The organism is Holdemanella sp. (assembly GCF_056804935.1).
In genome coordinates this window covers 1-7,903 of sequence record NZ_DBMEXE010000059.1, presented here as the reverse complement: position 1 = coordinate 7,903, position 7,903 = coordinate 1, and the positions used below count along the sequence as shown (strand labels likewise).

The following is a 7,903-nucleotide window of genomic DNA, read 5'->3' as shown; positions in this document are numbered from 1 at the left end:
TAAATAAGGGAGGACTTAAAATGAAAGACCTAGAGCAATTATACGAAACAGTAAAAAAACGAAATCCCAATGACAAAGAATTTCTTCAAGCCGTTGAAGAAGTATTCGAATCATTGAATATTATCGCAGATGTACATCCTGAAGAATTAGATGATGATGTATTAGAAAGACTTGTAGAACCTGAAAGACAAATCATTTTCCGTGTTCCTTGGGTTGATGACAATGGCAAAACTCAAGTAAACCGTGGTTACCGTGTTGAATTCAACTCTGCCATCGGACCATATAAAGGAGGTTTACGATTCCACCCATCTGTAAACATTAGTATTATCAAATTCTTAGGATTTGAACAAGTATTAAAAAATTCATTGACTACACTTCCTATGGGAGGTGGAAAAGGTGGATCTGATTTCGATCCAAAAGGAAAAAGCGATCGCGAAGTTATGCGTTTCTGCCAAAGCTTCATGAGCGAATTATACCGTCACATCGGACCGAACACAGATGTTCCTGCTGGAGACATTGGTGTTGGAGGCCGTGAAGTCGGATATTTATTTGGACAATATAAACGTTTGAAAAATGAATACAGCGGCGTATTGACAGGTAAAGGATTAACATTCGGTGGATCCTTGATTCGTACCGAAGCTACTGGATATGGTCTATGTTACTTTACACAAGCTTTATTAAAAGATAACGGAACTAGCTTTGAAGGAAAAACAGTTACGATTTCCGGAAGTGGTAACGTAGCTATCTATGCTTGTGAAAAAGCAACACAACTTGGAGCAAAAGTTGTAACTATGTCCGATTCAAACGGATTCGTTTACGATCCAGAAGGAATTGATTTAGATTTAGTTAAAGACATCAAAGAAGTTCGTCGTGGACGTATTAAAGAATATGTTGAAAAAAGACCAAATGCAACATACACACCAAATGCTCGTCCATGGACTGTTGCATGCGATATCGCACTTCCATGCGCCACTCAGAACGAACTTGATTTAGAAGATGCAAAAGCATTAGTAGCTAATAAAGTTTTCGCTGTATGTGAAGGTGCTAACATGCCAACAACACCAGAAGCAATCCACTATCTAATGAAAAATGGTGTATTCTATGCTCCAGGTAAAGCAAGCAATGCCGGAGGTGTTGCATGTTCAGGTCTTGAAATGTCACAAAATGCTCAACACTTATCTTGGACAGCAGAAGAAGTTGATCAAAAGCTTGAAAATATCATGGTTAATATTTTTGAAACTTGTCGTGATACTGCTAAAGAATATGGTCATGAAAAAGAATATGTAGTTGGAGCTAACATTGCTGGATTCTTAAAAGTTGCAAAAGCAATGAAAGCACAAGGTACTGTTTAACACCATAAAAGCCGATTTCGGCTTTTATTTTTTGTGATTTTGCATTATTATCTTAAAAGTAAAAAGGTTGTGATTATTCTATGAAACGAGCAAAACAAACATCTGAATCTATCGAACTCGGTATTCTTTTAGCATTATCCGGTGGATTTATGGATGCCTATTCCTATTTAGCAAGAGGACAAGTCTTCGCAAATGCACAAACTGGAAATATGCTCCTCTTTGGTGTCAATTTAGCAAGTGGACAATTCCAACATGCTCTACATTATTTATGTCCCGTACTTGCTTTTGGTCTAGGTATTTTCTTAGCGGAATTTGTACATTTTCAAAAAATTCAAAAAGTACACTGGCGACAAGTTACTCTCTTGATTGAAATCATTATATTATTTGGCGTTGGATATATTTCATTCGAACAAAACCTTGTCGCAAATTCTTTAACTTCTTTTGCGTGCGGCTTACAAGTACAAGCCTTTCGTAAAATACATGGTAAAGGTTACGCAACGACGATGTGTATTGGAAATTTAAGAACAGGGACACACGAAATGTGTAATTATTTATGCACAAAAAAAGTCCAACATCTACAAAGTGGACTTCTCTACTACTTAATTATTTTAACATTTATAATCGGTGCCATTCTAGGAAACTTTTGTATTCGGATTTTTTCAGCAAAAGCTATCTGGATAAGCGTTTCACTATTAATACTCGCCTTTATTTTAATGTTTGTTGACCGTGAAAAAGATGAGGCTTTTCAATAAGTTTTAATTCTGTATCACAATCCATTCTCGTCACCGAACAATTTGGCACTAAAGCTGCTGTATTCGGTTTTTCATTCACAAAACCTGGACACAATGCGTTCACAATATGTTTGATGGCAGAACCATGACAAACTACTAAAACATTCGCATTCGGATATTCGGATGCGATTTTTTTTAATTCCTTCGTTACTCTTTCTATAACATCACTATGGTTTTCACCACCACAAAAACGATAACCATCTGGAAAACGTACTCCATCTTTAAATATATCCACTGATTTTTCAGCCTCAAAATCACCAAAACTCTGCTCCTTTAAATTTTTAGAAGGAATAATCTTTACATTTCTACCCTCTAAAATAGAGTTTGCCGTATCTATAGCTCTTTCACTCGTTGAACAAAAACATACATCAAATGGAACATTCTTCAATTCTTTACCCAATTGTTTTGCCTGAGAAACGCCCAAATCCGTCAACGGTGAATCACACCATCCTTGAATACGACCTTTACGATTAAATACCGTTTCTCCATGTCTAATAATATAAAAATGTGTCATATATATACCTTCCTTTTGCCTCATTATAATCCATTTTAGTTAGATATCAATAACTATTTTACATTGTAAAGAAATTTTGATTTTGGTAATATAATCACATCCATAAGGGAGTAGTTATCTTACTTATGTAAGTATTTAAGTCAACACACTGATCAATCGATCTGGCTTATCGTAATAAACAAGACTTATGCGAAAAAAGACATCTTTTTTTCGTATAAGTCTTTTTATTTTAGGAGGAAATATGGATTTTATTACTATTTTATTTATTGGCATTGGTTTAGCTATGGATGCAAGCGCTGTATCTTTGGCAAAAGGTATGGGTCTTGATAAAGATCAAGTAAAAAAATACGCCTTTATCCTAGCCCTAGCGTTTGGCCTTTTTCAAGCACTTATGCCAGCTATTGGATATTTTGCCGGAAGTCATTTTGCCGAATACATTCAATCCATCGATCACTGGATTGCCTTTATTTTGTTGAGCTTGATAGGTATCAACATGATTCGCGAAGGAAAAGAAGAAAAAGAAAATGAAGTAAAAATTCACTCCATCCCATTTAAAGACATTCTTCTTTTAGCTATCGCCACAAGTATTGACGCTTTAGCCGTTGGTGTAAGTTTTGCCTTTTTAAAAGTCAATCTATTTTTAGCTATAACTACCATTGGTATCACTACATTTATTCTTTCATTTGTTTGTGTATTATTTGGAAAAAAACTTGGCAGCTTATTGGAAAAATATGCTGAATACTTAGGTGGTATCATCTTAATTCTATTAGGAATTAAAATCTTAATTGAACATTTATTTTTCTAACAAGACTTCAATTAAAGTCTTTTCATATACTCAGCTATTTTTATACCCAATTCCTTATGTCCTTTTTCAGATAAATGCACACCATCAAAACTCATATCTAAAGGATTACAATCTAAACAAGGAACTCCCATTACCTTATATGCCTCATTCAGTTTCATACTTTCATCTCTAAATTCATCAAATTGCAAAATTGGCGGACAAAGAATCAACAGCTTTCTTTTGTCCATTGAATCAATTAACTCATGCATAAAAGAAAGGATTTGATCAACATCATAATAATGAATCAAATCATTAGACCCCAACATAACACAAAATAAATCAATCGAATCTAAATCGAATGTATCCTCTTTTACATCTCGCAATAAGCGACCATTGATCGCATCCTCAAAAAATATCCATCCAGGCACAAGATCATTTAAATAATCAATGTATGTTAAATCATACCTTTGAAAATATCCTCTTGGATCATAGCCCCAAGTATTGGAATCCCCTAAAAACAATACCTTTTTCATTATGCCACTCTGCGAATTTTCTTACGCACAACCATGAAACAAATACCATGCGCCACAAGCGTTATAACCCACGTAATTGGATAAGAAATATACAATGAGAAGGTTGTATGCACTGCCTTAAATACAGTAAATATCCATATAACACGAATCAAACAGACACCCGTTAAAGATACCAGCATTGGTAAAATAGAATAACCGATTCCTCTAAGACTTCCAACTAAAGTATCCATAATTCCACATAAACAATACATTGTACTAATAACAGCCAATCGATTGATTCCAAATTGGATGACACGCTCATCACTAGAATAAATAGATAGTAACTGTTGGCCAAAGAAATAAGCACCTTGCCCGAGTACAAGACCTACGATACTAACAATTACTAAACATTCTAATAAAATCTTATCAATTCGATTGTATTTTTTTGCTCCAAAATTTTGCGAAGTAAACGACAAAGAAGTTTGATAAACTGCATTCATAGACGTATATACAAAGCCTTCAATATTGCTTGCGGCGGTATTTCCAGCCATAACTAAAGAGCCAAAAGAGTTAATACTTGATTGAATCAATACGTTTGAAATACTAAAGATAATGCCTTGAAGCCCAGCTGGAAGTCCTACTTCTAGCATTTGTAAAGCTAATTCCTTATGGAAACGCATATCCTTTAACTCAAAATGTAAAGGTCCATCCATATGCTTTAAACATAATAGAATTAAAGCAGAACTAATTCCTTCCGAAATAATCGTAGCTAAAGCGACACCAGCAACACCCATATCGAATACAATTACGAAACAGAGATTAAATAGCACATTGATGATACCAGAAATCAACAAAAAATAGAGTGGACGCTTTGTATCCCCAATCGATCTAAGTATGGCAGCCCCGAAGTTATAAACCATAAAAAATGGCATACCTGCAAAATAAATACGCATATATAAAGATGACAAATCAATTACATCTTCTGGTGTAGCCATTAACTCTAGCAAGGGTTTCGCAAAAAAGAAACCCACAAACACCATTAATAATCCACCAAAGACGGCAATAAAAATAGCTGTATGTACAGCTTTAGATGTATTTTCTTCATCTCGAGCCCCAATAGATTTACCCAATACAACATTTGCACCAACACTAATACCAATAAACATATTCACCAATAAATTGATTAATGCACTTGTTGAACCAACTGCTGCCAACGCTTGATTTCCCGTAAATCGACCTACTACGATAATATCGGCTGCATTAAACAACAATTGCAGGCAGCCCGACAAAATTAATGGTAATGAAAAAATAATCAACTTTTTAAAAATTGGACCATTACACATATCCACTTGATAACTACGCATACAAATCCTCCCCGTTTACAATAATAGTCAAATTATATACCTTATGTAATATTATTGAAAGAAAAAAAGAATGAAATGTAACTTTTCATTCTTTATTGCACTCTCGTTTTCATACGATCCGGATGCAGACTATACTGAATCGCAATATCTTTTGTGATTTTACCTTGTTGATACAAGTCATAGATCGCATCATCCATCATAACCATACCGTTCTGTCGATTCGAAATCATTGTATTCTCAATCTGATGAATCTTATTCTCACGAATCTGCGAACGAATCGCAGGATTGACCAGCATAATTTCAAACACAGGAATCAATTCTCCATCTTTTCCTGGGATTAATTGCTCACTAATGATAGCCTCTAAAATCATTGATAATTGCGAACGCACTTGATCTTGATGACCTTGAAACATATCAATAATACGATCAATTGTATTTACAGCTCCTACAGTATGTAACGTAGATAGAATTAAATGTCCGGTTTCAGCCGCGGAAAGAGCTGTAGAAACTGTTTCTTCATCACGCATTTCACCCAATAAAATAACTTCAGGTGCCTCACGCAATGCCGATTTTAATGCATTTAAATAACTTGCCGTATCATGATATACCTCTCGTTGGGATACAATTGACTTTTTATGCGAATGCAAGAATTCAATTGGATCCTCAATCGTAATAATATGACAACTTCTTGTCTCATTCATGCGATCTATTAAACAAGCTAACGTCGTACTTTTACCACTGCCTGCAGGACCACTCACTAAGATAATCCCTTTTCTTCGATCTGAAAGATTTAAGACAGATTCTGGAATATTTAAATCTTCTGGATTTGGCAGATCAAAATTAACCACACGCAATACAGCAGCTTCTGAGTTTCTTTGACGATACACATTCACACGGAAACGACCAACCTGGGATAAAGAAAAAGAAAAATCATCTTCTCCATTTGCCACAAAATTCTCATATGAACAATAGGGGGCAAAACCATACAACTGTTGAACAATATCCTTTGTATCATTTGGCATCATTTTCTCTTGCGTAACCTTAACTAACTGTTGTCCCACCTTAAACATACATGGACTTCCAGCCACAAAGAAAATGTCTGAAGCATTCTGGTCTATAGCTTTTTTTAAAATTTCAACAACTTCCATTTTATTCCCCTTTCACAATCGTTTTAAAGATAACGATTTTGTCATCTTTTACTTTTACTTTTAAATATGTGTCACCCTTTACATGAACCAAAAAATCCGTTTGATTTTCATCTATTAATTTATGGGCTTTGATTTCAGCTTCATAGTACGCCTTTTTAAACGCATAACTACGATTGGTCTGTTCATGGATTTGGTATACCTTATTTGATGAAAACAACACTAATACACACATGCAGACAACGACAAATATGCTTAGCATTGTAACTACACCTAATCCTATTCTTGATTGTTTCATTAGTGATTCTCCTCTTGATAATATTTATAATCCAACACTTTCTTTTCCTTTACATAAATACGAATACAATATTCATTCCTATTTACATTTGAAATCTTAACATCATATATATAATCATTCATCTCTTGCGAATATTCACCCACACTAGCACGCGTTTCAATTTTATTTTGCGCTATAACCATGGCATCTTGACGATATGTGTCCATTTGCGAAATTTGCACCATCTTCGCATAGATTTCAATCAAAATCGTAGAAGTAATCAAAAAGAAGAATAACACAAACAATAATTCTAAAAAGAATGAAAATGGCTTCTTTGTCATGATGCCACCTCACTTCTTATATTTACATAAAAAGTAACACCATTGATCTTACATGAGATAGTATTTACATCTTTTTCTACATCAAAATCATGACAAGTCATTAACGGCTGTCCCATCGTTAAATCCGGTTCCATATCCTTAACAACGCAAAGTTCCATCAAACTCGTTCCTGATTTATACAAATATGTATCGCTTTTCGCATCCGAAAGCTTGATCACCTTTTGATCATTCACAACAAGAACACACACTCCATCTTCGGCATCATAACTATGAATCTTATTCGTGACATAAGAAACAGGAGTATATGTTTCAAAATCATGTTTTGTGCGTCTTTGAAGCATCGTATAATCTTCGATTTGAATATTCAGCAACATAAAACAACACACCACAAACAAGAACAATAAAGAAAGAGAAAAGAAAACACCTGCATTTTTCATCATTCATTCCCCTTTCTATACACATAAATATTTGGGTATACATTGTCCCCTTGCCAGTCATATGTTATAAAATAACTATTTTTATCATAAGTAAAACCGTAGTTTTTCCTTAAGTATTGAACACTTTCAGGATAACGACCCTCCACACTGTAACAAGTAATCAATGCCGTATCCAAACTGTTCTTTACGCGATCTATATCTAAATTCTCTGTACTCTTATTGATATTTGAAAAACCAAACAATATCAATATTAAAAACAAGACAAAGAACAATATGTTCTTTATTTTCATAAGTAAATTTATCTCCTTCTCTAAAATAAACAGTTGGAGATAAACTCCTCTAAGAACCGTACGTGCAGTTTTCCCGCATACGGCTCCCCACTGTTA

11 protein-coding genes are annotated in these 7,903 nt (G+C 34.5%); 3 read left to right on the top strand and 8 right to left on the bottom strand.

Going from position 1 to position 7,903, the window contains the following annotated elements; genetic code table 11:
- Positions 1 to 20: 20 nt before the first annotated feature.
- Together gdhA and ACZQCL_RS04240 are read left to right on the top strand one after the other, a co-directional pair.
- Positions 21 to 1,352, top strand: coding sequence for an NADP-specific glutamate dehydrogenase (gdhA, locus tag ACZQCL_RS04245; protein WP_118319826.1), 1,332 nt, complete (start codon positions 21 to 23; stop codon positions 1,350 to 1,352).
- An 80-nt stretch (positions 1,353 to 1,432) separates the two neighbouring features.
- The gene (locus ACZQCL_RS04240; RefSeq protein ID WP_227991624.1) at positions 1,433 to 2,104 is read left to right on the top strand and encodes a YoaK family protein; all 672 of its coding nucleotides are present in this window, start codon (positions 1,433 to 1,435) and stop codon (positions 2,102 to 2,104) included.
- On the opposite strand, the gene ACZQCL_RS04235 is transcribed toward ACZQCL_RS04240, so the two are convergent.
- A complete protein-coding gene (locus ACZQCL_RS04235) occupies positions 2,058 to 2,657 on the bottom strand; it encodes a histidine phosphatase family protein (protein ID WP_227991623.1) in 600 nt (199 codons plus the stop codon). The genes ACZQCL_RS04240 and ACZQCL_RS04235 overlap by 47 nt on opposite strands.
- Positions 2,658 to 2,898: 241 nt before the next feature.
- Here ACZQCL_RS04235 and ACZQCL_RS04230 point away from each other — a divergent pair, with 241 nt between their 5' ends.
- Entirely contained in the window at positions 2,899 to 3,462 is a 564-nt protein-coding gene (locus ACZQCL_RS04230) for a manganese efflux pump MntP (protein WP_288523125.1), read from the top strand.
- An 11-nt stretch (positions 3,463 to 3,473) separates the two neighbouring features.
- Here the strand turns inward: ACZQCL_RS04230 and ACZQCL_RS04225 are convergent, their stop codons facing one another.
- The 7 genes from ACZQCL_RS04225 to ACZQCL_RS04195 all read right to left on the bottom strand — a co-directional run bounded on the left by ACZQCL_RS04225 (position 3,474) and on the right by ACZQCL_RS04195 (position 7,807).
- Positions 3,474 to 3,974, bottom strand: coding sequence for an SGNH/GDSL hydrolase family protein (locus tag ACZQCL_RS04225; RefSeq protein ID WP_117571836.1), 501 nt, complete (start codon positions 3,972 to 3,974; stop codon positions 3,474 to 3,476).
- Positions 3,974 to 5,317: an MATE family efflux transporter gene (locus tag ACZQCL_RS04220; protein ID WP_227991622.1), complete on the bottom strand. Its 1,344-nt coding sequence runs from the start codon at positions 5,315 to 5,317 to the stop codon at positions 3,974 to 3,976. Before ACZQCL_RS04220 ends, ACZQCL_RS04225 begins: the two co-directional genes overlap by 1 nt.
- A 92-nt stretch (positions 5,318 to 5,409) precedes the next feature.
- Entirely contained in the window at positions 5,410 to 6,465 is a 1,056-nt protein-coding gene (locus ACZQCL_RS04215; protein WP_118116439.1) for a type IV pilus twitching motility protein PilT, read from the bottom strand.
- A gap of 1 nt (position 6,466) precedes the next feature.
- Complete coding sequence (locus tag ACZQCL_RS04210) at positions 6,467 to 6,760, bottom strand: hypothetical protein (RefSeq protein WP_227991620.1); 294 nt, start codon at positions 6,758 to 6,760, stop codon at positions 6,467 to 6,469.
- Positions 6,760 to 7,080, bottom strand: a complete 321-nt coding sequence (locus tag ACZQCL_RS04205) for a hypothetical protein (protein WP_270491307.1) — start codon at positions 7,078 to 7,080, stop codon at positions 6,760 to 6,762. The genes ACZQCL_RS04210 and ACZQCL_RS04205 overlap by 1 nt, the downstream gene beginning before the upstream one ends.
- Entirely contained in the window at positions 7,077 to 7,520 is a 444-nt protein-coding gene (locus ACZQCL_RS04200; protein ID WP_227991618.1) for a DUF4860 domain-containing protein, read from the bottom strand. The genes ACZQCL_RS04205 and ACZQCL_RS04200 overlap by 4 nt, the downstream gene beginning before the upstream one ends.
- Positions 7,517 to 7,807, bottom strand: a complete 291-nt coding sequence (locus tag ACZQCL_RS04195) for a hypothetical protein (RefSeq protein ID WP_270491304.1) — start codon at positions 7,805 to 7,807, stop codon at positions 7,517 to 7,519. The genes ACZQCL_RS04200 and ACZQCL_RS04195 overlap by 4 nt, the downstream gene beginning before the upstream one ends.
- Positions 7,808 to 7,903 lie beyond the last annotated feature (96 nt).